The sequence below is a fragment of the Psychromicrobium lacuslunae genome, from assembly GCF_000950575.1.
In the GTDB taxonomy this organism is placed as follows: Bacteria; Actinomycetota; Actinomycetes; order Actinomycetales; family Micrococcaceae; genus Renibacterium; species Renibacterium lacuslunae.
This window is the reverse complement of the sequence record NZ_CP011005.1, coordinates 1,805,393-1,828,231: the sequence shown is the minus strand read 5'-3', so window position 1 is coordinate 1,828,231 and position 22,839 is coordinate 1,805,393. Positions and strand designations below refer to the sequence as shown.

Below are 22,839 nucleotides of genomic sequence, written 5' to 3'. Positions count from 1 at the left end.
ATGGAAGATGTTCTGCAGATTGACGGCGTCACGCTGGGTTCCCGGCTCATCATGGGCACCGGCGGTGCCAGTAATCGTCAAGTACTTACCGACGCCCTACTCGCCTCCGGGACCGAGTTGACCACGGTGGCGTTACGCCGTCATCATGCCGGTTCCGATAGTTCGCTCTTTCAGTTGCTGGCCGAGCATTCAATTCGGCCACTGCCCAACACAGCCGGTTGTTTCACGGTTCGCGAGGCGGTGCTGACGGCTGAGTTAGCCAGGGAGGCGCTAGAAACTCATTGGCTCAAGTTAGAGGTTATTGCGGACCAGGACAGCTTGCTTCCCGATCCGCCGGAACTGCTCGAGGCGGCGGAGGAGCTGGTTCGTCGAGGCTTTGTGGTCTTTGCTTACAGCAATGACGATCCGGTGCTGGCGAGGCGGTTAGAGGACCTCGGGGTGGCAGCGGTGATGCCTCTCGGCTCGCCGATTGGCAGCGGACTGGGCATTCTCAATCCGCATAATATTGCGCAGATCGCCGAGCGAGCCTCGATCCCGGTGATCCTGGACGCTGGAATTGGCACCGCTTCGGACGCCAGCTTAGCGATGGAATTAGGTTGCGACGCGGTTTTGCTAGCGAGCGCAGTCACCCGGGCAGAGAATCCCGCCCGGATGGCGGCGGCGTTCCGGCACGCGGTGATCGCGGGCCGGTTAGCCGCGCTATCCGGGCGGATTCCTCGTCGTCAGCAAGCGTTAGCTTCCTCGAGCATGCTGGGCAGGGTGGAGTTTTAGCGCTTCAAAATTGCCGTTAACCTAGCGGTATCGAAGGTGCTGCGGTTCCGGCTGAGCAGCAGGGAGGCTACCGTGGAGAACAGAATTGCGGCGACCAGTGAGGCGATCCACGGCACCCAGGTCCAACCCGGGTTATAGGACAGCCCCGCCGAAACGGTGATGATCCAGGTCAGCATCGCGGCAACCACGGCAATGGCCGAGGGCAGCAGCATGCCGTATTTGTGGTGTTTCTTATCGGCTGCCCAGACAATTGCACCCAGGCCCACCGAGATCAGCGCGATGACCACCAGATCAACCATTAGAGCGCTCCGAACCCTACTCGGCGCGGTTCCTCAACGCCGAGCTCTACGTAACCAATGGAGGCGCCAGGCACGATCACGGTGCGACCTTTTTCGTCACTGAGCCGAAGTTCGCTGCCAGCCTTAATGGCTTCCGAGACAAGCTTCGCTACCGCCTCGGCGTCTTGGCCCGATTCAAGCACAATTTCCCGGCCGACATTCTGAATTCCGATCTTTACTTCCACCGCAGATGCTCCTTCTAGGTCTTCAGGCTTACTTCAAGCGCAAACAGTTTTTTTGCTTGTCATTGCTTGCTTGGCGATTTACTTCTTGAGCTCTAGCTTAGGTCTCTTCGCTGCTGGCTTGCATCGGGAAGGTGCTAATTCCGCGCCAAGCTAAACGAATAATGACCTCTTCGGCTACCTCGCGATCCAACTCTCCATTGGTTTCCAACCAATAGCGTGCGCTGACCTGCGACATGCCGGCCAAGCCCCGGCCCAGCAGGGTTGCCTCCTGCTCGCTGAGCGTGGTGTTTCGCACGATGGTGCCAGCAATGGCATTGGCGTAGGTTGCGTTGAAGGTCTCAATCTTGGCCGCGACTTCGGGGTCGTTAATGAGATCGTTCTCAAAGACCAGGCGGTGCGCCTGGTCTCCCTTGGAGATGAATTCAAAGTAAGCGCCAATGGTGGCGCGTACGCGCTCACGGTTGTCATCGGTGGAAGCCAGCGCGGCCAACATTCGCTCAGTCAAATCGGCGAGCTGCACGTCAAGCAAGGCGATGTACAGTTCCCGCTTCGATGGGAAGTGCTGGTAGAGAACAGGCTTGGAGACCGCTGCGACCTCGGCGATCTCATCCATCGCTGCGGCGTGATAGCCATTGGCAACAAACACCTCGGTGGCCGCCGCCAGTAGTTGGGCCCGTCGCTCATCCCGGGGCAGCCGGATGGGCCGGATGCGGGTGTCCTCTGTCATTGCTTCTCCTGTTGGGTTTCTAGCTCTGCCCATCTTACGGTGCGTAGCGCCCCTAGATATCGTAGATTGAAGTATGAGTTTTGCGTTGAGCCCGCTGGTTGCTCCGGGGCCCGAATTGTCTGCTGAGGAGTTGCAGCGTTATTCTCGGCATTTACTGCTGCCGGAAGTCGCTGTTCTCGGCCAGCGGCGGCTGAAAAACTCTCGAGTCCTGGTGATCGGTGCGGGCGGCCTGGGTTCGCCGGTGATTTCCTACCTCGCTGCGGCCGGGGTGGGCATCATCGGGGTGATCGATGATGATGTAGTGGACGTGTCTAATCTGCAGCGTCAGGTGCTACATAAAAACAGTTCGGTGGGTCAGCCCAAAGTTAGCTCAGCGGTGGCGGCGGTGGCCGAACTGAACCCCTTAGTGACGGTGCAAGCAATTCAGGAACGGCTGAGTTCAGCCAATGCCCTGGACCTTTTGGGCCAATACGATCTGGTACTCGACGGTTCAGATAACTTCGCCACCAGGTATCTGGTCTCGGATGCCTGCGAAATCTTAGCCAAACCTCTGGTCTGGGGTTCTATTCTGCGCTTTGACGGCCAAGTTTCGGTGTTCTGGTCCGGACAGGGCCCGAGCTATCGCGACGTCTTCCCGGAGCCGCCGCCAGCCGATGCGGTGCCGTCCTGCTCCGAGGCAGGAGTCTTCGGTCTGCTTTGTGGTGTGATTGGCTCGGTGATGGCGGGCGAGGCAGTGAAGTTATTGACCGGCATCGGCGAGCCACTACTCGGCCGACTGCAGGTTTACGACGCTTTGGATTCCTCCTGGCGAACCGTTCGTGTCTCGGCTGACCCGGAACGTAGCCCGGTGACCGAACTCATCGACTATCAGGAGTTCTGCGGGGTGCAGCCCGCCGCCTCGGTGGCGATACCTTGGTCCGCCGTGACGCCGACTCAGCAGCTAATCGATGTGCGTTCCGCGAATGAAACCGCATTGGGTTCGCTCCCCGGTGCAATCGTGATACCGAAAGCAGTACTTGACGCGAAGGATTATTCTTTGCTGCCAGAGGATACTGAGCTGGTGCTGTTCTGTCGCACCGGCTTACGTTCTGCCGCGGCCGCACTAGCCCTACGGGCCGCGGGTTTTGAGCGGGTCTGGAGCGTGGCGGGTGGTTTGGGCTCGGCAGCGGGGCACGCTGAGGTACGAAGCTAGCAGGACAGAAATCGGCCAGCGTTGAGATCAGCCGGTGCGGAGACTAAGCGGTGCGCTCGTGATCAACCGGGCAGCTGGCCTCGGCGGACTGTGAGGTTAATCCACTTGGCTCGGTCACGGCAGGCTCATTGCCTGGGATAGCGGCAGGGCTAGCGGCTGTCGCCACCTCAAGGCCGTAGAGTGCCTGTAGCCCGGCCAAATACTGATCTTGCTGTCCAGCGGCGGCCAGTTCACGCCCCCGTACGGTGGGCACGTGCAGTAACTGCTTGACCATCCTGCGCAAGGCGAATTCAACTTCTTCGGCGGCCGCGGTGCAACCGTGCTGGGCGCGTACCCGCTCCAATTCAACATCCAGGACCGCGAGGGTGTGTTTGCGTAGCGCCACAATTGCCGAATCAACGCTGCGGGCAGCGATTTCGGTTTCAAAGGCCGCTGCCGCGGTATCGACGATCTGGCTGGCCTGCTGCAAAGCCGACTCTTGCTCTTCGGGGGCAGCTAGGCGCACCGATTCTAGGGTGAGTAGCTCGACTTCGGGGAGTTCAACAACCGCCGGATCGAAGTCTCTGGTGAGTGCTAGATCGATCATGGTCAGCTGCTCTCCGGAATGCCCGACCTGCTGTCGTGCCTCGGCGAGGAACCCGGCTGAGAGTCTGTTATCCGAACCGCTGCAACCAATCACCAGATCAGCGCTGCCCAGTGCGGCTTTGAGTTCAGTGGCGTCCAGAATTGCCCGGCCACCCCGACTCGCGACAAAGCTTGGTGCGCGACCGGAAGAAGAATGGACCGAAACGTCCTGCACGCCACGTTCCCGTAGCAATGCCATGGTGGCGCCGGCGTAGGCTCCGGTACCGAAGAGCAACACCGAGCGCTCTGCCCAGGACAGCGCCGAGGAATCGTTGGCCAGATCAAGGGCGACCGAAACGATTGAACGCCCCTGACTTCCCAGAGCGGTTTGCGATCCAACGTCCTTGGCTGTCTTTGAGGCTTTTTGGAAGAGCCGGACCAGCGGGCCAGGGACGGGAAAAGCAGTTTGCGCCTCGCTGAGTGCGCGTCGCACCTGCCCGGCGATTTCGCGTTCACCCACAACCGCGGAATCCAGGCCCGAAGCCACCGCAAAGAGGTGCCGAGCAACCTCCGAGCCGCTGAGGGTGGTGAAAGCCTTGCTGATGAGCTCTTCGGATAATTCAGTAGCTTGCCTGAGCTTGGTTTCAATCTCCTCGCGGAGCGCTGGCACAGCAGCCTCAGATTCGGCTGCCGCGTAGATTTCAAAGCGATTGCAAGTGGCTAGTACCACGGCGGAGTTAGAGATGGCTGAAGAGCCGACGCTCAACCGGGCGACGGTTTCCAGATCGAGATCTGTATGAGTTGCAATCAATGAGAAGAGAACCACAGCGAACCCATCCTATGACTTCTATGCTCTGTAGAATAGCAAGGCATACCTCAGTAAAAAATTGACAGGGTGTCGCTATCTGGACGCCCGCTCAAAAGGCAGAATCGACTATATGACGCTGCAACCCAGCCACCCGCTCAACGACGGACGTACCGGTGATTCTCCGCTGATCGCCGCCTATCGTGGTCGCACTCCGAGCCGCACGCCGATCTGGTTCATGCGGCAAGCCGGACGGTCCTTGCCGGAATACCGTAAGGCTCGTGAAGGGGTTTCCATGCTGGACTCCTGCCTGCGGCCCGAACTAGCCAGTGAAATCACTTTGCAGCCGGTGCGTCGGCACGACGTGGACGCCGCGATTTTCTTCTCCGACATCGTCATTCCGCTCAAGCTAGCCGGGGTTGGCGTTGACATCGTGCCCGGCGTCGGCCCGGTACTGGAGCGGCCGATTCGTAGCCTGGCCGATGTGCAGGCCCTACCGGAGTTGGATAATCAGGCGCTGGAACCCATCCGTGCAGCGGTCGCGCTGACTGTTGCCGAGCTGGGCAATACTCCGCTGATCGGCTTTGCCGGTGCCCCCTTTACCCTGGCTGCCTACATGGTGGAAGGCAAGCCCTCGCGTGATCACCTGGGGCCACGTCGGATGATGCATGCTGACCCCCAAACCTGGCAGGCGTTGGCCCAGTGGGCCGCCGATGCCTCTGGGAAGTTCTTGCGAGCTCAGTTGGAGTCGGGAGCGAGTGCCGGCCAGCTCTTTGATTCCTGGGCCGGTTCGCTTGGCCTTGCCGACTATCAGCAGCATGTCGCGCCGGCGTCCACTCGGGCGCTCGATCATGTTCGCGAACTGGGGGCGCCGCTGATTCACTTTGGTACCGGTACCTCGGAATTGTTGGTGGCAATGCGGGACGTCGGCGTCGACGTGGTGGGTGTCGACTATCGGCTGCCCTTGGATGAAGCTAACCGGAGGCTTGGCGGCAGCTCGCCCTTGCAAGGCAATATTGACCCGGCGCTGCTGGACGCGCCCTGGCCGGTACTGCGGGATCATGTGCTCGATGTGCTGCGCCGCGGCCGTACCGCCCCGGGGCATGTGGTCAATTTGGGCCACGGGGTCCCGCCGGACGCCGATCCAGCTGTGCTGAGCCGTATCGTAGAACTTGTACACGGCGAGAACGATCTGGCGAGTTCGACGCAGAGCGCGCAGACGGCTGAAGAGCAGGAGAGCAGCGATGACTGAGAAGCAGCGTTCCAGCGCGGTGGTGATCGGCGGCGGCATGGCTGGGCTGGTGGCGGCACGCGAACTCGCCCATGCCGACGTCGCGGTGACGCTGCTCGAGGCGAGCGATCAGGTCGGCGGCGCGGTAGCAGCCCACGAAGTGGGTGGTTTGGTGCTCGACGCTGGCGCGGAGAGCTACGCCAAACGCAGCAAGGCTTTCGAAGAACTGGCCGCCCAACTGGGGCTGGCCGAGCAGCTCGCGGAGCCCAATCCGGTAGGTGCTTGGCTGGCGCTCGCCGATAGTCGAGGCCAGCAGCGGACCTCGCCGCTGCCCAAGGGAGTGCTGGGCATTCCCCTCGACCTGGATGCTCCGGAACTACGCGAGATCCTGGGTCGTAGCGGGTTACTGCGGGCCAAGCTCGACGTCAATCTGCCCAAGGGCGTCGGGGTGAAGTCGCGCAGCTTGGCCGATATGGTGCGGGCTCGAATGGGTCAGCGGGTGGTGGACCGGCTGCTTGCCCCGGTGGTAGGCGGCGTCTATTCGGTGAGCCCGGAGGACCTGGACCCGGATCTGGCTATTCCCGGGCTGCGGGCCGCGCTGCGCGAGCACGGTTCGCTTTCCGCCGCGGTGACCGCAATCAAGGCGAAGAACTCTGGTAAGAAGTCCAAGAAACCCGGTTCCGCGGTGGGCGGCTTGCGTGGCGGGGTCTATCAGATCGCCCAAGCGCTGCGCACCGAACTAGATGAACTTGGCGTCGAGCTGGTACTGAATTCACCGGTACTGAAAATCAAGCGAACCGGCACCGCCTGGCACGTCACCACGGCGCAGGGCTTGGTGGAGGCTGACAAGGTGGTACTGGCCACTGAGGCCAGCGCTGCCGTCGAACTGCTGGATGGTGTGTTGGCTGAGGCGGCTGACTTTGCTGGCCCCGATGGTATCGGTGTGCAGGGGAAGCAGATTGCGCTGCTCACCATTGTGGTCGATCTGCCGGAACTTGACGCCATCCCGCGGGGGACCGGGGTGTTGGTGGCGCCCAAGCTGACTCAGGTCAAGGCGAAGGCAATGACTCATGCCACTGCCAAATGGCCCTGGCTGGCGGACGAAGAAGGTCCGGGCACTCACGTTTTGCGGCTCTCTTATGCTGAGGAAGCGCTCAGCGATGGTGACCCGGAACTGCAGCAAGCGCTCGCGGACGCCTCAGCGCTGTTGGGCCTTGAGGTGCAGCAAGATGATGTGCTGGATTGGGACGTGGTGCGTTGGCGCAGCGCTGTTTCTAATGCCACTCTTGGCCAGCAGGCGCGGATTGATGCCTTACGCGAGGCGGCCGCCGGAATTGATGGCCTCGCGGTGACTGGTGCCTGGCTAGCAGGCAATGGACTGGTCTCGGTGATTGCCGATGCGCAACAGCAGGCGCGCGGGATTTTGTGATCTTCACAACTTCTACATGGCGTAGAAGTGTTTTATTTTGGTATTCATGTCGGTAAGGAGCAGACTGTTAGCTATGAGCGACACTTTGGCAGAATCTGTCAGTAAAACTGTAAGCGTTGACCCTTCGGAAACCCCCTTCACTCTCTGGACAGTCTTTAAGAGACTAGGGCAGCCCGGGGTGGGAAACGGCAAAGTGGCCGTTTTCGAGGAGCTAGTGGCGCAGCTAGCTGAGCAGGGCATAACTCTCCGTGGTGCCTACGATGTTTCGGCAATGCGCAGCGAGGCCGATGTGATGATCTGGCTGGTCGGTGCCAGCGCCGATGGCCTACAGCAAGCAATTCGTGACATCCGTCGCAGCGAGTTATTCGCCAATACTGACATCACCTGGTCAGCAATGGGTGTGCACCGCGAAGCGGAGTTCGCTAAGAACCACATCCCGAGTTATATGCGGGCCAGCCTGGAGCCGAAGCAGTGGGTCTGCGTTTACCCCTTCGTGCGCTCCTATGAGTGGTACATCCTGCCCGAAGAGGAACGCGGCCGGATGCTGCGGGAACACGGTTTGTTGGGCCGGGACTTCCCCGGTGTGCTGGCTAATACGGTCTCTTCCTTCGCCTTGGGCGACTGGGAATGGTTGCTCGGGTTGGAAGCCGACGATGTGGTTGAGCTGGTCGATCTGATGCGACACCTGCGTGCCACCGATGCCCGGATGCACGTCCGCGAAGAAGTCCCTTTCTACACCGGGCGGCGGATTACCGCCGAGGAGATCGCCGAGGTACTGCGATGAGCGCGCCGGTGAACACCGAACTCAACCCGATTACCGAACGTGGTCGGATGGCCCCCAAAGAATACGATGCCATCTTGCTGGCCTCCTTCGGCGGGCCGGAAGGCCAGGACGACGTCATTCCCTTCTTGCGCAATGTCACTAGAGGACGCGGCATCCCGGACGAACGCTTAGAAGAGGTCTCACATCACTACCGGGCATTTGGCGGGATCAGCCCGATCAATGAGCAGAATCGAGCGTTGAAAGCAGCACTCGAAGGTGAGTTGGCGGCTCGGGGAATTGAGCTGCCGGTGCTCTGGGGCAATCGCAACTGGGACCCTTATATCCCCGAGGTACTGCAAGAAGCTTATGATGCCGGGCACCGGAAGATCCTGACCGTCACCACGAGCGCCTACTCCTGCTACTCCTCCTGCCGCCAGTACCGGGAGGACCTTGGCATGGCCCTGGTCGATTCAGGGCTCGACGGAAAACTCGAGGTTGATAAGGTCCGGCAGTACTTCGACCATCCGGGTTTTGTCGAACCGTTTATCGAGGGCACTATTGCTGGCCTCGCCAAGGTGCGGGCCGAGTTGACTGAGCAGAACCAGGGTGGCGATGACAAGATTCACATCTTATTTGCCACCCACTCAATCCCGACCAGGGACGCCGAAGCAGCGGGCAACTCCTCCGATGAGCCCCGCGAGTTCGCTGAAGGATCGGCCTATGTGGCGCAGCACCTGGCTGCCGCCAGCGCCGTGATGGACCGAGTGAACGCCGAATCTGGCAGCGAAACTAAATGGTCGCTTGTCTACCAGTCCCGCTCGGGTGCGCCGCACGTACCGTGGCTCGAACCCGACATTAGTGACGCAATGGAAGAGCTCGCCGGGCAAGGCGTGCGCGGCGTCGTGGTGGTGCCGTTGGGCTTCGTCAGCGATCACATGGAAGTCGTCTGGGACCTGGACACCGAGGCCAAGGAAACCGCTGAGAAGCTTGAGCTGGCCTTCGATCGAGTGCCAACCCCGGGTACACATCAAAAGTTCGTGGCCGGTCTGGTCGATCTGATTAGCGAGCGAACCGTTGCCAACAATATTGCGGCTCGCCCGGCAATGACCCCCTTGGGGCCGTGGTACGACGTCTGTCGGCCCGGTTGCTGCGCGAACTTCCGGGGCGAAAAGCCAACCATTGCCGGCGCCGACAGCACCGTTGGATCGGTGGCTTAAGCAGTGTCTGAGCAAACCGGCAGAGAGATTTTCAAGCTCGGCACTCGTGGCTCCAAGCTGGCCCGAACCCAGTCTCAGCAGATCGCCGACCAGCTCTCCGCGGTGGGCGGCTTCGACGTCGAGCTGGTGGAGATTCGCACCGATGGTGACGTGTTGACCGGCCCGCTTTCGCAAATGGGTGGCACCGGGGTTTTTGTCACCGCGCTGCGGGCTGCACTGCTCGACGGCCGGATCGATCTCGCCGTGCATTCGCTCAAGGATTTGCCCACTGCTGCCGCGCCTGGCTTGCTCACCGCTGCCGTGCCTATCCGAGCCGATGCCCGTGACGCGCTTTGCTCTCGTTCACACCGCACGCTGTCCGAGCTGCCCTCCGGCGCTAAAGTCGGCACCGGTTCACCGCGCCGCGCTGCACAGTTACGAGCCGCTCGAACCGACCTCGAGGTTGTCGATATTCGCGGCAATGTGGACACCCGGCTCGGCCGCTTGGAGAACGATCTGGACGCGGTGGTGCTTGCCGCGGCGGGTCTCGGCCGGATCGACCGCTCGGCGGCGGTCTCCGAATTGTTCAGCAGTGAGCTGATGCTGCCAGCACCCGGCCAAGGCGCGCTCGCCGTCGAGGTGGCACACGGTACCGCGGCCTCGCTGACCGCTGCACTTGCGGCAATTGACGATTCGGCTACCCGGCTGGCGGTGACTGCTGAACGGGCGCTGCTGGCTCGTTTGGAGGCCGGTTGCAGTGCTCCGGTGGGTGCCTTTGCCCAATTGCAGGGCAGCCTGCTCCGCTTAGAAGCCTGCGTCTGCGCGGTCGATGGTAGTCGGGTGATTAGACAAGCTAAATCTACCGATGGCATCACCGAGGTTGCCGCCACCTTATTAGGCATCGAACTGGCTGAGGCAATGCTGGCCGACGGCGCTGCAGAATTAATTCCCGCGGAGCTGGGCTGAATACGGTGAGTGCGATAGATTCCGGCCCGCAGCAGGAATCTTTGCCGACCGGCGGGCCGAGGCTGCAAGGGCGTTCCGTGTTAATTACCCGAAGCCCGGACCGTGCTGCCGGCTTTAGCCGGGCACTCAGAGCAGCCGGAGCGACTCCCTATTTATTGCCGCTGATCGACTTCGAGGCCGCAGATTTCTCGATTGCGGGCTTGCGCGCTGGCGGCTTTGATTGGTTGGTCGTCTCCTCGATCACCACTGTGCGAGCGCTCAAAGCCCAAGCAGAGCTGGCCGGGATGAGCCTGGCTGAGCTCGTGCCCGAGGGAGTGAAGATCGCCACCATTGGTCCGTCCTCGCGGCGCGTGCTAGAGGCCGAAGGGCTCCGGGTCGATTTGGCACCCGAGGGAATCCAATCGGCAGCCGGGCTCGTCGGCATCCTGCCCAATTTGAAGGGTCAGCGGGTTTGGCTGCCGCAGTCCAACCTAGCCAGCGCAGAGCTCGCCGAGGGCTTATGTGCTGCTGGTGCGGAGTTGCAAACCACGGTGGCTTATCGAACGGTGGATTATCCGGCAGCGGAGGGCGCTCGGCTGACCACGCCACTGCAGATCAGTGCTGGCGAGGAAGCCTCGATTAGTGCTGAGACACCACAGCTGCTCAGCGCGGCGCAAGCCAGGCAACTGATCGAGCAGGGCTCATTGGACGCTGTCATTGCAGCCTCGCCGAGTGCCGCGGATCGGATCGCGGCCACCTTAGCCCCACTGGGCTCGACAAGATTCATCGCTATCGGTCAGCCGACCGCAGAACAGGCGGCGCGGATCGGCCTACGGGTTGCCGCGACCGCCAGCACACCAACCCCGCAAGGCATTGTTGAAGCCTTACAGCACGTCTTTATTGATCCGATTTTCACCGAGGCGGCTGAGGCTGCCACCCAGGGCCCCGGAGGTACCGAGTTATGAGTTTTCCACATCACCGCCCGCGCCGCTTGCGTAGTACCCCGGCGATGCGTCGGCTCGTCGCCGAGCACCGAGTGCACACCTCGGATTTGATCCTGCCCGTTTTCGTCAAGGAAGGGATCAGCGAACCTTTGCCGATCCCTTCGATGCCGGGAGTAGTGCAACACAGCTCCGAAAGCTTGCGTCGGGCGGCCGCGCAAGCCGCTGAACTGGGGCTGGGCGGCATCATGCTGTTCGGAGTACCGGCAGAGCGCGATGCAAAGGGCAGTGGCGCGATAGATGAGAACGGTATCTTGAACCGATCCATTCGCGAGGTCCGTCAAGAAGTGGGCGATGACATTGTGGTGATGAGCGACCTTTGCCTCGATGAGTTCACCGATCACGGGCACTGTGGTGTGCTGGATGCCCAGGGCCGGGTGGACAATGATGCGACTCTTGAGATTTATGGCGAGATGGCGGTGGCTCAGGCCTTAGCGGGTGCGCATCTTTTAGGTCCCTCGGGGATGATGGACGGCCAAGTCGCGGTGATTCGGCAGGCTCTTGACCAGGCCGGGTTGAGCGATATTGGTGTACTGGCTTACGCGGCAAAGTATGCTTCGGCGTTTTACGGGCCTTTCCGCGACGCCGTGGATTCGCAGCTCAAGGGTGATCGACGCACCTACCAGATGGATAGCGCGAACCGCCGGGAAGCGCTGCTCGAGGTCGAGCTTGACCTTGAAGAGGGTGCCGATATGGTGATGGTGAAACCGGCAATGAGTTATTTGGACATTCTGGCCGACGTCGCGGCGATCTCGCCGGTGCCGGTCGCGGCCTACCAAATCTCGGGGGAGTACGCGATGATCGAGGCCACCGCCGCCAATGGCTGGATCGACCGGCAGGCGGCAATTCAGGAGTCGGTGCTGAGCATTAAGCGAGCCGGTGCCGATTCGATTTTGAGCTATTGGGCGGTTGAGCTAGCAGAATGGATGAGCAAATGAGCGATTCTTCCCAAGCTTCGGCGGCAGTGAATCCCACTGCACCGGTGGCACCGAACGAGATCCTGCTGGGCCTGAATACCTTCGGCGATATTGGCCGTGATGAGCAGGACCAGCCCCTGCCACCCGCTCAGGTGCTGCGGCAGTTGTTGGCGCAGGCCGAACTCGCGGACGCCGTCGGGCTGCATTCCTTCGGGGTAGGTGAGCACCACCGTGCGGATTTCGCGGTGTCCGCACCGGAGGTATTTCTGGCCGCTGCTGCAACCCGGACCGAAAAGATTCGGTTGGGCTCAGCTGTCACCGTGCTGAGCTCCGATGACCCCATCAGAGTGTTCCAGCGTTTCGCCACCGTCGACGCGCTTTCGAACGGTCGAGCCGAGGTAATGCTGGGCCGCGGCTCGTTCATCGAGTCCTTTCCGCTGTTCGGCCTCGACTTAGACGACTACGAGATGCTCTTCGAAGAGAAGCTCGAGCTGTTCGACCAGGCCAGGTCGCAGAAACCAATGCACTGGGAAGGTCGTAGTCGGCCCGGAATTAGTGGCCTGCGCGCCTTCCCCACGCTGGAGAAGCACTTGCTGCCGGCCTGGATCGGCGTCGGTGGCACGCCGGAATCGGTAATCCGCTGCGCCCATTACGGTTACCCGATTATTTTCGCGATTATTGGCGGCCAGCCGCGAGCTTTTGCCCCACTGGTGGAGCTTTATCGCGAAGCGATGAGTAAGTACGGGCATCCGATGCAGCAGATCGCCACCCATTCGCCCGGCCACGTGGCGGAGACCGATGAGCAAGCGAAAGAAGAGCTCTTCCCACACTGGATCGTGAGTCGCAATAAGATTGGTGCCGAGCGCGGCTGGGGACCAGGCAGCCGCGACGATTTCGAGAAGATGTGCGAACCGGAGGGCGCGCTTTACGTTGGCTCGCCGGAGACCGTGGCGCAGAAGATTGCCTTGCTCAAACAGAATCTCGGCGTGGATCGCTTTGATCTGAAATACAGCAATGGCACACTGCCGCACCAGGCAATGATGCGCTCGATCGAACTTTTCGGTCAGGAAGTGGCGCCGAGAGTGGCCGAACTCCTCGACAACAATTCAGCCAACCCAGCCTAAGGACGAGAATACTAACCGTGAGCAAATCTGAAGAACTCTTTGGCAAGGCGCAAACTTTGATGCCCGGAGGCGTGAACTCGCCGGTGCGTGCCTTTGGCTCGGTTGGGGGTACGCCACGCTTCATTACTTCGGCCAAGGGCGCCTACCTGTACGACGCCGATGGTCAGGATTATGTCGACCTGGTCTGCTCTTGGGGACCAGCGCTGCTGGGGCACGCCCATCCTGAGGTGCTGGACGCCGTGCATTCAGCGGTGGATCGGGGGCTCTCCTTCGGCGCTTCTACGCCGGACGAGGCCGAACTCGCCGAACTGGTGTTGGCTCGGGTCCCCGCCGTAGAGCGACTGCGGATGGTTTCCACCGGCACCGAAGCAACCATGACCGCGGTCCGGCTGGCTCGCGGCTTCACCGGGCGTGATCTGGTGATTAAATTTGCAGGTTGCTACCACGGGCATGTTGATTCACTACTGGCTGCGGCCGGTTCCGGGCTAGCAACCCTGGCAATGCCGGGTTCTGCAGGAGTGACTGCGGCAACCGCCGCCGAGACATTGGTGTTGCCTTACAACGACCTGACCGCCGTCCGTGAAGCTTTTGCCGTGCACGGCAGCCGGATTGCTGCCGTGATCACCGAGGCTGCACCAGCCAATATGGGCGTGGTCACCCCGGTCGAGGGTTTCAATGCCGCGCTCGCGACGATCACCAAGGAAAACGGCGCGCTGCTGATTCTCGACGAGGTGCTGACCGGCTTCCGAGTCGGCCCGGCCGGGTACTGGGGCTTGACCGGCCAGGGGTCTGAAGCAGAGGCCTGGACCCCTGACTTGCTCACCTTTGGCAAGGTGATCGGCGGTGGCCTGCCGACTGCCGCGCTCGGTGGCCGCGCCGAAGTGATGGACTATTTGGCACCACTCGGACCGGTCTATCAGGCGGGCACGCTGAGCGGCAACCCGGTAGCAATGGCGGCCGGCGTGGCCACCCTCAAAGCGGCCACCGCTGAGGTCTATGCCGCCGTGGACGCCCGTTCGCTTGAACTCTCGTCCGCGCTTTCACAGGCCCTTGATGCTGCTGGAGTCGCGCATTCCATCCAGCGAGCCGGGAACCTCTTCTCGGTTGCCTTCGGGGTAGCTGAAGTCGCCAATTACGCCCAGGCGCAGGCTCAGGAAGCCTTCCGTTACGCCCCGTTCTTCCACTCGATGCTGGACGCCGGGGTTTACCTGCCGCCCTCCGTGTTTGAAGCCTGGTTCCTTTCGGCAGCGCATGACGACGCCGCAATGAACCGGATCTTTGAGGCGCTACCGGCCGCCGCGCAGGCTGCCGCGGAGGCGGTTCCGGCCTAGTACGCAAGCAGCGAAATGCGTGGTTGAGGTCGAACTTTGTGCGGCAGTGCCCGTGGCACAAAGTTCGGCCTGAACCGTGCACGGGGATGTAGTATCGGGTTTGTTGACGGCGGGGTCAATCTCGGATCGAGCTAGCTGGTTCCGATCAGTGTTCCAGGGCACCGCGAAGAACAGCGGTGAGGGTCCGGCTAAACCGATCTTCAACAGCCACCGCCGGGGCTGCGGTGGCGAAAACCTTGCTTAATTCAGGGTGCGTTCCGGCTTGGGCGAGCCGGCTCAGATACTCCGCCTGCGACGCCGCTCGGCTGTCGTGATCAGGTGCTTGGTTAATGGCAAACAGCGCTGCCATCGCGTTGAGCATCGCAAATGCTTCAAGCTTGGCTGTAGAGCTGGCCGGATGATTTTTGAGCGCGGTCAAGAAGTCTTCTAGAACCTGGAGAGCGTTCGGCCCGAGGGCGGCTCGAGTGAGCACCTGCTGAGCAAGCCAGGCGTGTTTTTTCATGATGGTCATGGCTTGTAGGCCCAAGGCGATTGGGTATTCAGGCCAGTTGGTCGGCAGTGCTTCGAGCCGATATTCGGCGGCCGTCGCGTCGATCATGGACTCGATCAGCTCGTCACGATTTGCCAGGTGGCGATAGATCGACGCTGCGCCGGCGCCGATCTCGCTGGCGACCCGCCGCATAGATATTGCCTCGAGGCCTTCAGCGTCGGCGATCTTCAAGGCAGCTTGGGTGATCTCCCAACGGCTGAGTACCGCGGGCCTGCCGACCGTATTAGCCGATTCTGGCAACCAAAGACTCTGTTCAGTCATCGCATCCTTCCGTTTGCGAACATTGTACTCATATTGCTAATCTTTATTTGCAAACAGTGTTCGCAAAAGAGGAGGGAGAGTGATGTCGAAACGGGAATTTGCTCGGAACGGTGAGGTGTCGATTGCCTTTCAGGACCTTGGCGGTTTCGGCGGGGAGCCTCTATTGCTGGTGATGGGGCTTGGCGTCTCGCGGTTTTGGTGGCCGCAAGGTTTTACCGATCATTTGGTACACGAGGGATTTCACGTGGTTGCCTATGATCAACGAGATGCCGGCGAGTCCACTCATTTTGACGCTGCCAAGGTTCCGACAAATCCCTTTAAGACCCTGTTTAGCAAACAGCAAGCCGCCTATAGTGCCGAGCAGATGACGGATGACGCCGTTGCTGTGATGGACGCGATGGGCTGGAATTCAACCCACCTCTTTGGTGCCTCAATGGGTGGGCTGTTAGCTCAGCGCACTGCGTTACGGCATCCGGAGCGGGTGCGCAGCTTGGTCTCCTTTGCGGCAGTTCCTAGCGACGCGGATGGCCTACGAGTCGCCAAGTATATGAAGCCCGGGGTGTTGATGAAACTGGCCAGGATGAAGTTTCCGCAAGGTCGCGAAGGTGATCTGCAGGCCGGGCTCAGATTGGCTGAATTGCTGGCCTCCCCGGGCTACGGCTTTGACCGGGATCAAGCTCTGGAATGGGTCGGCAAGGAGGCTGAGTTGGGAATTAGCGGGGTGCGGGATAACGCCGCGCAGAGTAGACAGACTGGCGCGAAGTGGAGCGGCGGACGGCTTGCCGAACTTCGGCTGCCGACCTTAGTGATCCACGGCGAAGTCGACCAGATCCTGCGACCAAGCGCAGGGAAGCACACCGCTGCTGCCATCGCGGACGCCAAGCTGTTGCTGTTACCCGGGGTGGGGCATGAGCTGCCGAGGCAGCTGTGGCCAATGTTTGCCGAGCAGCTCGGGCTCAACGCCCGGCGCGCGGGCTGAGTCGTCAGGAAGTTGGTTCGGGTCGAGCCGGGCCGAACCTTTGGAGGCCTGGTCCGGGGCAACTCATGGTTCTGAGCCTCTGGTCGGGGGCGTCTAGACCCGGGCCGGAGCCTCCGCAGCCTCAAGAAGGTTTGCCGAATCAGACGGCCAATTCGTAGACGATTTCCAGGCCGTCCTCTTCGTCCCACTGTTCACCGACTTTTTGCAAGCCGTACTGTGCGACAAGGTTATAGGAGGCCTCGTTATTGGGAGCGATAGTGGCCCGCAAAATATGTACCTCGGGTTCGGCGATGGCACGGGCCAGGAGCGCCTCAAAAGCCGCCCTGGCGTATCCTCGGCGGCGCAGCTCGGTGTCGATTTCATAACCGACTTCCACCATGCCGAGCTCGTCCGGCGGGCCGTGGAAACCTGCCCTACCCACCGCTAGTTCTGCGTCGTCGTCCCAGACCACTCCGGTGATCCAGGCTGCGGAGGGTGGGTCCTCGACTACCTGTTTGCTGCGACGCAGCCAGACGCTGTCCTGCTTTGCCGAAACAAAGAAGTCGGTGAGCAGAACGGGGGAGTGGCGATTGGCGCTCTCCAAGTCGCCATCCGCCAAGGCAGCCAAGGCTGCTGCTGGCAGCTGGATGATTCTGACAGTTTTCTTTGCAGGGTTCATAGAGATCCTCTCCGCTGCGTCGCCGGGCTGTCTAGTGAAAGTTCATCAAATCGAGTCTACTGAGCCCGCGCGTAGGCTGCAGCTTGTGCCGCTAGTTCACTGAGCGCGGTCCTGAGTTCCACCGGTTCCAGTACGGTGAAATCACTTTCCAAAAGCAGCAACCAGCGGGCCACTGCGGTATGGTTATCCGCGCCAATTCTGAGCAAGCAGCTCCGCTCGCTTTCTGCCTCCACCGTGCCCCAAGCGGGCGCTATCCAATGCCGCACCCGATCCGCAGCGGCATGCACCCGAACCAGTGCTGAGACTTGCTGCCAGCCCCCTCGTAATTGCTGGAAAACCCAGTCGTCCATGTCCTCCGAGGGCAGGGGACGGGGATAATTTGGTCGCTCGGTTGCTCTGATGGCGTCGAACTTATCAACCCGGAAGAGCCGCCATTGCCCGGCTTCTAAATAATAAGCAGTCAAGTACCAACGCTCCATGGTGTGAGTTATTTGAGCTGGCTCCAGCGTCCTTTCTACCGTTCGCCCGTCCCGGTCGGAGCTGCTGACTACCAATTGGTGACCACTGCGGCAAGCAGTGGCAAGTTGCGCAATGAGTTCAGCGGGGACCGGATGGGCCTCGATAGGGAAGATTCTGCCGTCCAAGCTCTTACTGAAACGGGTCAATGCCGCAAGCTGAGAGCTCAGCCTGGCCGGTAGCACCGCATTAATTTTCGCTAGCGCACTCTGTGCATAATCGGTCGCCTCTCCCGTGTTGTCGGGACGCATTGCCTGCAAGCAAGCCACTGCTTCCTCCAGAGTGAACAAAATCGGTGGCAAAGTGGCACCCTCATCCAGCTGATAGCCCCCGTGATCTCCGCGTTGGGTATTTATGGGGTAGCCCAAATCGCGTAGCCGAGCGATGTCTCGGCGAATGGTCCGGGTAGTCACTTGGAATTCGGTAGCTAGTTCTTCGGCCGAATGAACTCCTCTGGACTGTAAACGGCTGAGCAGTTCCAGAAGTCGGGAAGCGGTATTCCACATAAAAATAATTCTCGCCTATTGCTATCCAGAAGAGGACAAGATCTGTCCTTTTGGCTGGATAGATTCAGTCAAGAAAGGAGCAATCATGAACATTCAGCCTTTGACAGTACGGATCGATCAGCAGCAGATTGAGGACTTGAAAAACCGCCTGCGGCACACCAGGTGGCCTGAAGAGCTGCCCAGTGCGGCCACGGAAACCGCGGATCAGGGAGCGGCGTGGCCGACCGGGGTGCCGCAGCGCTACCTGCGTGGCTTGGCCAAGCAGTGGGCGGAAGACTTTGACTGGCGTGCCCAGGAAGAGCTGATCAATTCGTTTCCTAACTTCAGTACCGAGATCGAAGGTCAGAAGATCCACTTCGTGCACTGTCGATCCAGTCATCCTGGGGCGGTGCCGCTGCTGATAACACACGGCTGGCCGGGCTCGTTTCTTGAGTTTCTGCATCTTATCGAACCACTGACCGAACCTGAGCCAGGAGTGCAGGCCTTCCATCTGGTCATTCCATCGTTGCCGGGCTTTGGCCTGTCGACTCCGCTGAGTACCGGAGGCTGGAGCGCTGGCAAGATCGCTCGAGCCTGGGCGGAGTTAATGACTCGGTTGGGCTACCAACGTTTCGTGGTTCAGGGCGGGGATATCGGGGCTGCGGTGGCACCCGAAGTGGCGCGGCACGCCCCGGAACGGGTGATTGGGGTGCACATCAATGGTTCATTGGGCTTCGGTCAGCAGGTCGACGACGAGACTCGTCAGGCGCTGAGTCCGTTGGAGCAAGACCGGCTGCGGCGAATCGATGATTTTATGCGCGAGGAGTTTGGCTATATCGCAATTCAATCAACCCGGCCTGGTTTGATCGGTGCGGCGCTCACTGACTCTCCGGTTGGGCAGTTGGCGTGGATTCTTGACAAGCTCAAAGCCTGGACTTTTCCCGCTTCCGCGCTGCCTGACGAGGTGTTGGGTAGCCAATGGATTCTCGCGAACGTCTCGCTCTACTGGTTCACGCGTTCAGCGGGTTCGGCAGCCCTAGTGGGCTATGCAAGCGCGGAATGGGGCGCTCCACCGATCAGTTCGGGGGTGCCGACGGCTGCCATCCAATTCGCGCACGACGTGGGCATCCGGCAGTTAGCAGAGCAGAGTAACCACATTGTGCGTTGGACTGATGTCACTGATCGGGGAGGGCACTTTGCCGCCTTGGAGCAGCCCGCGATATTGCTGGAGGATCTCCGCGAATTTTTGGCCAGCTTGGCTAGGTAAAAGTTCGGCCTCGGAATTGACTGCTCCGGGGCCGAACTTTCGGCTTGAGCATAGACTTAGAGCACGTCAGAAAGGAATCCTTTCAAGCGTTCGGTGCGTGGTGAGCTGAAGATTTGCTCCGGACTGCCGGTCTCCACCACCACACCAGCATCCATGAAGAGCACCTGATCGGAGACGCTGCGTGAGAAACCCATTTCGTGAGTCACCACCACCATGGTCATGCCGGCTTTCGCCAAATCCGCCATCAGCGCCAAGATGCCCTTGACCAATTCAGGGTCGAGCGCCGAGGTGGCCTCGTCGAAAAACATCACCTCGGGTTTCATAGCGAGCGCCCGGGCTATTGCAACCCGTTGCTGCTGACCGCCAGAGAGATTTCCGGGGCGAGCATCGGCGCGATGCTTGAGACCAACCAGGTCGAGCTGATTCAGGGCTTCTTCCCGCGCTTGCTCTTTGGGCAATTTACGAATCTTGCGCAGTGCGAGCGAGACATTGTCCAGCACGGTTTTGTGCGGAAAGAGGTTGAACTGCTGGAAAACCATACCAATGCGTTGGCGGAGCAGATTCGGGTCGTCTTGGAGCACCGATTTGCCGTCCAGCAGGATGTCGCCACTGTCGGGTTCATTCAATCGGTTCAGCACTCTGAGCAGGGTTGATTTTCCCGAGCCTGAGGGGCCGATCACGGAGGTTGCGGTGCCACTTTGCACTCGAATGTCGATGCCCCGCAATACGTGGTTATGGCCGAAGGAGAGATGAAGTTCGCGTCCCTCCAAGGTGCCGCCGTGGTACTCGGTCTTAGCTGCGGGGGTGATGTTTTCTGCACTCATCGTGAAAGTGTCCCTTCGACGGGTTCGGTGGCGGTCGTCGCGGCGTTGCCTTGTTCCGCCCGCCCGGTGCGCAGTCGTTTGTCAACGTAGTTGACCAGATGGGTGAGTGGGATGGTGAGCACCAGATAAAGCACACCGGCTGCTACCACGGGTGAGTAATTACCGGTGTTGGCGGCGGCGTCGTTGCCGATCCGGAACACGTCGCGCTGGTTAGCCAGCAGCCCGAGGAAGAAGACCAGGGAGGAATCCTTGATCAGGATGATGAATTGGTTCATCAGCGCCGGTAGCACCCGGCGAATGCCCTGTGGAATGACCACCAATCGCATTGCCGGGCCGTAGCCGAAGCCGAGAGCACGGGACGCTTCAAGCTGGCCCTTTTCCACGCTTTGGATGCCAGAGCGGAAGATTTCGCCAATATAGGCCGCTGACATCAAGGAGAGCGCCAGGATACCGGTTGGATAGGGGCTGCGGCCGAAGAACGGTTGGAATACCGGCGCTAGGGCTAAGCCGAAGAGCACGATCACCACAACGGCGGGCAGCCCGCGGAAGATGTCCGTGTAGATGCGCGCAATATAGCGCAGCAAGCGGTTGTGCGAGATGCCCATCACGGCAAGCAGCACACCGAGCAGGGTGCCAAGGATGCCCGAGGCAAAGGCAAAGATTAGGGTATTCGGTAAGCCGACTAAAAGAAGCTCTGGGACAACTTCAGCCATGGCCTGAAAATCGAAGAAAGTGTTCATTCGGGGATCCTCAGTGCTGGGTCAAACATGATTTGTAAAGTGTACTTTCCACGACGATGCCGGGCATTCGCTAAGAATGCCCGGCATCGTGGGTGGTGATAGCTGAAAAATTAGCCGAGTTTGGAGGCCTTGCTGCCCGGCTTCCAGTTCTTCGGGGTCTCCCGATCCGGGTACCACTGCTTGGCGAGCTTCGCCCAGGTGCCATCGGCAACCACGGCGTCCAGGCCAGAGTTCAGCGCATCGATAAGCGCCTTATTCTCGGAGTTCACCGCATAGGCAGTGAAGTTCTGGGTATTGATTACGCTCTCCGCAATAGTGGTGCCATCGCCAGGCTTGACCTGGCCGGTAGCCTGCTGGGAGGGAGCCACCCAGGCGTCGACCTGACCGTTCTTCACGTTGGCAAACACCGTGTTGTAATCCGGGAAGCGCACCGGTTCGATGCCGAGAGTGTTGGTGACGTAGTCATCCTGCACGGTGCCTTGCACCACACCAATCCGAATGTCTCCCTTAAGGTCCTTGAAGCCCTTGATTGCCGAGCTGCTCTTGGTCACCACTGCCATGTAGCCGAAGTCGTAACCATTTGTGAAGCCGACGTTCTTACGACGCTTATCGGTGGTGGAAATCGAGGAGGATCCCACGTCGAACTGCTTGTTCTGCACCTGGGAGAGCAGTGCGGCGAAATCGGTGGAGACGAACTCGGTCTTTAGTCCCAGTTTGCTAGCGATGGCGCGCAGCAGCTCATTATCGAAGCCGGTAAAAACGCCGTCCTTGAGGAAGATATTAGGCGGCGCATCGGAGAGCGTGCCGATGCGCAATACGCCTTCGGTGCCCAGGCCCAGCTTGGACTTATCGATCTTGTCCAGCGGAGTGACGTCAGCGGTGGTGTACTTATCGGTGGAGACCTGGTCCGAGCCGCCGAGGGCTTCGGTACTATTGCTGCTCGACGATGTACCGGCTGCCCCACAGGCGGTCAACGTCAAAGCGAGCAGCGAAGCGACGGAGGCCGCTTTGAGCCAAGCGAGTGACTTGATTTTCATTAATATTTCTCGTTTCTCATCGAGCAAGGTTCGGAAGCGTGATCGCCGTTTTTGGCCGCTCTAGGCAGTCGCCCCGGCAGATCCACTTCGAGATCAGCTGCAGATAATTGTCTCATGCGGCCGAAATGATCGATAAAGCCGAACTTTAGGCGTCATAAAAGGAATTTTCACGAATAATATGCGCCATTACTCTTTCGGCACGCTCTGATTAACAGGAATTTCTCAGTTTTCTCTTTGTTTCTGCTTGCTTAGCCGCAGCTTAGCGAGCTACCGGCCATGTGCCGTCAATCACAGCGTCATGGCGGCCCTGCTCGCGCAAGAAATCCTGAAAATTCTGAGCCTGAGCCGCAGCCCATTTCACTTGCTCTTGATGCAGTTGCGTGGCGGGCAGCTGCAGCTCCGGATATTGTCGGGCAATCGCGGTGGCGAGCCGAGCGGCTGCTAGCGCATCTGCAGCGGAGGTATGTGCCGCTAACAGCGGGATGTGGTAGTGCTCGCAGCAAGCCACCAGGGTACGTTTGCCCTTGCGGAAGCGGTCTACTTGCTTGTCCAGAATAAAGGGATCGATCACCGGTAGGGCAGTAATCTCAGCAAGACCGTGCCGAGCGGATTCGTATTTCAGCACGCTGAAGTCATAGCAAGCATTAAAGCCAATCACTGGTATCTGCTGAGCAAAATAGTTAGCCAGCAGGGTCGAGAGTTCACCGAGCACCTGAGTAGCCGGCTGACCTTCCGCTCGGGCGTGGTCAGTGCTGATGCCGTGAATAGCCGTTGCCTCAGCCGGGATCTCGACGCCGGGATCGGCTAGCCATTCGTGGCTGGCAAGAATTGCCTCGTTGGCATCGAGAAGCACCACCGAGGCAGTGACTAACCGTGCAGTGAGCGGATTCCGGCCGGTGGTTTCAAGATCGAAAGCGGCTCTCGGGCCAGCTAGCCAGCTATTCATCTCCTAAGGTTATCGGCTAGCAGAGACAATTCAGCCTCCGCCCGCCCCCAACCTCTC

The 22,839-nt window shown here is 60.2% G+C and carries 24 protein-coding genes; 13 read left to right on the top strand and 11 right to left on the bottom strand.

What is annotated here, in order from left to right; genetic code table 11:
- Window positions 1-771 carry a thiazole synthase gene (locus UM93_RS08480; RefSeq protein ID WP_045074986.1) on the top strand — a complete coding sequence of 257 codons (771 nt, stop codon included), beginning with the start codon at window positions 1-3 and terminating at the stop codon, window positions 769-771.
- Here the strand turns inward: UM93_RS08480 and UM93_RS08475 are convergent.
- The 3 genes from UM93_RS08475 to UM93_RS08465 all read right to left on the bottom strand — a co-directional run bounded on the left by UM93_RS08475 (window position 768) and on the right by UM93_RS08465 (window position 2,021).
- Window positions 768-1,070, bottom strand: a complete 303-nt coding sequence (locus tag UM93_RS08475; protein WP_045074985.1) for a hypothetical protein — start codon at window positions 1,068-1,070, stop codon at window positions 768-770. The two genes, UM93_RS08480 and UM93_RS08475, sit on opposite strands and share 4 nt — an antisense overlap.
- A complete protein-coding gene (locus tag UM93_RS08470; protein ID WP_045074984.1) occupies window positions 1,070-1,294 on the bottom strand; it encodes a DUF3107 domain-containing protein in 225 nt (74 codons plus the stop codon). The genes UM93_RS08475 and UM93_RS08470 overlap by 1 nt, the downstream gene beginning before the upstream one ends.
- Window positions 1,295-1,391: 97 nt before the next feature.
- Window positions 1,392-2,021: a TetR/AcrR family transcriptional regulator gene (locus UM93_RS08465; RefSeq protein ID WP_045074983.1), complete on the bottom strand. Its 630-nt coding sequence runs from the start codon at window positions 2,019-2,021 to the stop codon at window positions 1,392-1,394.
- Between the two features lie 73 nt (window positions 2,022-2,094).
- On the opposite strand from UM93_RS08465, the gene moeB reads away from it, so the two are divergent.
- Window positions 2,095-3,213 carry a molybdopterin-synthase adenylyltransferase MoeB gene (moeB, locus tag UM93_RS08460; protein ID WP_045074982.1) on the top strand — a complete coding sequence of 373 codons (1,119 nt, stop codon included), beginning with the start codon at window positions 2,095-2,097 and terminating at the stop codon, window positions 3,211-3,213.
- Window positions 3,214-3,256: 43 nt separating this feature from the next.
- Here moeB and UM93_RS08455 read toward each other — a convergent pair whose 3' ends face one another.
- Window positions 3,257-4,603 (bottom strand): glutamyl-tRNA reductase, encoded by a 1,347-nt coding sequence (locus tag UM93_RS08455; protein WP_082057067.1) that lies wholly within the window; start codon window positions 4,601-4,603, stop codon window positions 3,257-3,259.
- 112 nt (window positions 4,604-4,715) lie between these two features.
- Between UM93_RS08455 and hemE the strand changes: the two genes are divergently transcribed.
- The 9 genes from hemE to hemL all read left to right on the top strand — a co-directional run bounded on the left by hemE (window position 4,716) and on the right by hemL (window position 14,519).
- On the top strand, window positions 4,716-5,834 hold the full coding sequence (gene hemE / locus UM93_RS08450) for a uroporphyrinogen decarboxylase (protein WP_082057066.1): 1,119 nt from the start codon (window positions 4,716-4,718) through the stop codon (window positions 5,832-5,834).
- The gene (gene hemG, locus UM93_RS08445; RefSeq protein ID WP_045074980.1) at window positions 5,827-7,242 is read left to right on the top strand and encodes a protoporphyrinogen oxidase; all 1,416 of its coding nucleotides are present in this window, start codon (window positions 5,827-5,829) and stop codon (window positions 7,240-7,242) included. Before hemE ends, hemG begins: the two co-directional genes overlap by 8 nt.
- A 73-nt stretch (window positions 7,243-7,315) precedes the next feature.
- Entirely contained in the window at window positions 7,316-8,026 is a 711-nt protein-coding gene (gene hemQ / locus UM93_RS08440) for a hydrogen peroxide-dependent heme synthase (RefSeq protein WP_045074979.1), read from the top strand.
- Window positions 8,023-9,222 carry a ferrochelatase gene (locus UM93_RS08435; RefSeq protein ID WP_045074977.1) on the top strand — a complete coding sequence of 400 codons (1,200 nt, stop codon included), beginning with the start codon at window positions 8,023-8,025 and terminating at the stop codon, window positions 9,220-9,222. The genes hemQ and UM93_RS08435 overlap by 4 nt, the downstream gene beginning before the upstream one ends.
- A gap of 3 nt (window positions 9,223-9,225) precedes the next feature.
- Window positions 9,226-10,167: a hydroxymethylbilane synthase gene (gene hemC, locus UM93_RS08430; RefSeq protein ID WP_234399270.1), complete on the top strand. Its 942-nt coding sequence runs from the start codon at window positions 9,226-9,228 to the stop codon at window positions 10,165-10,167.
- A 5-nt stretch (window positions 10,168-10,172) separates the two neighbouring features.
- Window positions 10,173-11,111, top strand: coding sequence for a uroporphyrinogen-III synthase (locus tag UM93_RS08425; protein ID WP_234399269.1), 939 nt, complete (start codon window positions 10,173-10,175; stop codon window positions 11,109-11,111).
- Window positions 11,108-12,085, top strand: a complete 978-nt coding sequence (hemB, locus tag UM93_RS08420; protein ID WP_045074976.1) for a porphobilinogen synthase — start codon at window positions 11,108-11,110, stop codon at window positions 12,083-12,085. The genes UM93_RS08425 and hemB overlap by 4 nt, the downstream gene beginning before the upstream one ends.
- On the top strand, window positions 12,082-13,188 hold the full coding sequence (locus UM93_RS08415; RefSeq protein ID WP_045074974.1) for an LLM class flavin-dependent oxidoreductase: 1,107 nt from the start codon (window positions 12,082-12,084) through the stop codon (window positions 13,186-13,188). The genes hemB and UM93_RS08415 overlap by 4 nt, the downstream gene beginning before the upstream one ends.
- A gap of 17 nt (window positions 13,189-13,205) precedes the next feature.
- Entirely contained in the window at window positions 13,206-14,519 is a 1,314-nt protein-coding gene (hemL, locus tag UM93_RS08410; RefSeq protein ID WP_082057065.1) for a glutamate-1-semialdehyde 2,1-aminomutase, read from the top strand.
- Window positions 14,520-14,664: 145 nt separating this feature from the next.
- On the opposite strand, the gene UM93_RS08405 is transcribed toward hemL, so the two are convergent.
- Window positions 14,665-15,330: a TetR/AcrR family transcriptional regulator gene (locus tag UM93_RS08405; RefSeq protein ID WP_045074973.1), complete on the bottom strand. Its 666-nt coding sequence runs from the start codon at window positions 15,328-15,330 to the stop codon at window positions 14,665-14,667.
- An 82-nt stretch (window positions 15,331-15,412) separates the two neighbouring features.
- Between UM93_RS08405 and UM93_RS08400 the strand changes: the two genes are divergently transcribed.
- Window positions 15,413-16,309 carry an alpha/beta fold hydrolase gene (locus UM93_RS08400; protein WP_045074971.1) on the top strand — a complete coding sequence of 299 codons (897 nt, stop codon included), beginning with the start codon at window positions 15,413-15,415 and terminating at the stop codon, window positions 16,307-16,309.
- Window positions 16,310-16,448: 139 nt separating this feature from the next.
- Here the strand turns inward: UM93_RS08400 and UM93_RS08395 are convergent, their stop codons facing one another.
- Together UM93_RS08395 and UM93_RS08390 are read right to left on the bottom strand one after the other, a co-directional pair.
- The gene (locus tag UM93_RS08395) at window positions 16,449-16,967 is read right to left on the bottom strand and encodes a GNAT family N-acetyltransferase (RefSeq protein WP_045074969.1); all 519 of its coding nucleotides are present in this window, start codon (window positions 16,965-16,967) and stop codon (window positions 16,449-16,451) included.
- Window positions 16,968-17,023: 56 nt separating this feature from the next.
- Window positions 17,024-17,989: a helix-turn-helix transcriptional regulator gene (locus UM93_RS08390; protein ID WP_045074968.1), complete on the bottom strand. Its 966-nt coding sequence runs from the start codon at window positions 17,987-17,989 to the stop codon at window positions 17,024-17,026.
- Window positions 17,990-18,074: 85 nt separating this feature from the next.
- On the opposite strand from UM93_RS08390, the gene UM93_RS08385 reads away from it, so the two are divergent.
- Window positions 18,075-19,235, top strand: coding sequence for an epoxide hydrolase family protein (locus UM93_RS08385; protein WP_045074966.1), 1,161 nt, complete (start codon window positions 18,075-18,077; stop codon window positions 19,233-19,235).
- Window positions 19,236-19,291: 56 nt separating this feature from the next.
- On the opposite strand, the gene UM93_RS08380 is transcribed toward UM93_RS08385, so the two are convergent.
- The 4 genes from UM93_RS08380 to UM93_RS08365 form a co-directional block, all read right to left on the bottom strand.
- On the bottom strand, window positions 19,292-20,059 hold the full coding sequence (locus UM93_RS08380; protein ID WP_045074964.1) for an amino acid ABC transporter ATP-binding protein: 768 nt from the start codon (window positions 20,057-20,059) through the stop codon (window positions 19,292-19,294).
- Window positions 20,056-20,799 (bottom strand): amino acid ABC transporter permease, encoded by a 744-nt coding sequence (locus UM93_RS08375; protein WP_045074963.1) that lies wholly within the window; start codon window positions 20,797-20,799, stop codon window positions 20,056-20,058. Before UM93_RS08375 ends, UM93_RS08380 begins: the two co-directional genes overlap by 4 nt.
- 110 nt (window positions 20,800-20,909) lie before the next feature.
- Window positions 20,910-21,836, bottom strand: coding sequence for a substrate-binding periplasmic protein (locus tag UM93_RS08370; RefSeq protein WP_045074961.1), 927 nt, complete (start codon window positions 21,834-21,836; stop codon window positions 20,910-20,912).
- A 259-nt stretch (window positions 21,837-22,095) separates the two neighbouring features.
- Entirely contained in the window at window positions 22,096-22,782 is a 687-nt protein-coding gene (locus UM93_RS08365) for a 3'-5' exonuclease (RefSeq protein WP_045074960.1), read from the bottom strand.
- Between the last annotated feature and the right edge of the window lie 57 nt (window positions 22,783-22,839).